The organism is Bradyrhizobium sp. STM 3809 (assembly GCF_000239795.1).
Classification (GTDB): domain Bacteria; phylum Pseudomonadota; class Alphaproteobacteria; order Rhizobiales; family Xanthobacteraceae; genus Bradyrhizobium.
Genome location: NZ_CAFJ01000230.1, coordinates 1 through 538 on the forward strand (window position 1 = coordinate 1; position 538 = coordinate 538).

Here is a 538-nt window from a genome sequence, read left to right on the forward strand (position 1 = left end):
CGAAGCGGCTGAAGCGGTTTTTCGGGAGCGGAGGAAGCGGATCGTCCTGGGGGATTTTGGTCCGGTTCTTTCTCAAAAGAGCAACTTGGAGGTTTAAATGAAGACGGTTAAGAGCCTTGTCCTCGGCTCGGCGGCAGTCCTGCTCGCCATGTCCGCGGCTCAGGCGGCCGACCTTCCGATCAAGGCCAAAGCGGTCGAGTATGTGAAGGTTTGCTCCCTGTATGGTGCGGGCTTCTACTACATCCCCGGCACCGACACCTGCATCAAGCTGGGCGGCTATCTCCGTGCTGAAACGGCGATCGCGACGAACAGCGACTACAGCGCGGCGTTCAGCGGCCAGGGTGGTGCTCACAACCGCCTGAGCAACTACTACACGTCCCGCGCTCGTCAGGACATCAACATCGACACCCGCACGGCGACCGAGTACGGCGTCGTCCGTACCTTCGCCGACATCACCTTCAGCTGGACCTCCGGCGGCTATGCCGGCACGGGCTCGGCGACCGGTGCGACGGCCTACTCGACCGCTGGCGCTCCTGGC

Annotated in this window: 1 protein-coding gene; it reads left to right on the plus strand. The window is 62.8% G+C overall.

What is annotated here, in order from left to right:
- Positions 1-97: 97 nt before the first annotated feature.
- A partial coding sequence (locus BRAS3809_RS12620) for a porin (RefSeq protein ID WP_035656203.1) occupies positions 98-538 on the plus strand: 441 nt, incomplete at its 3' end.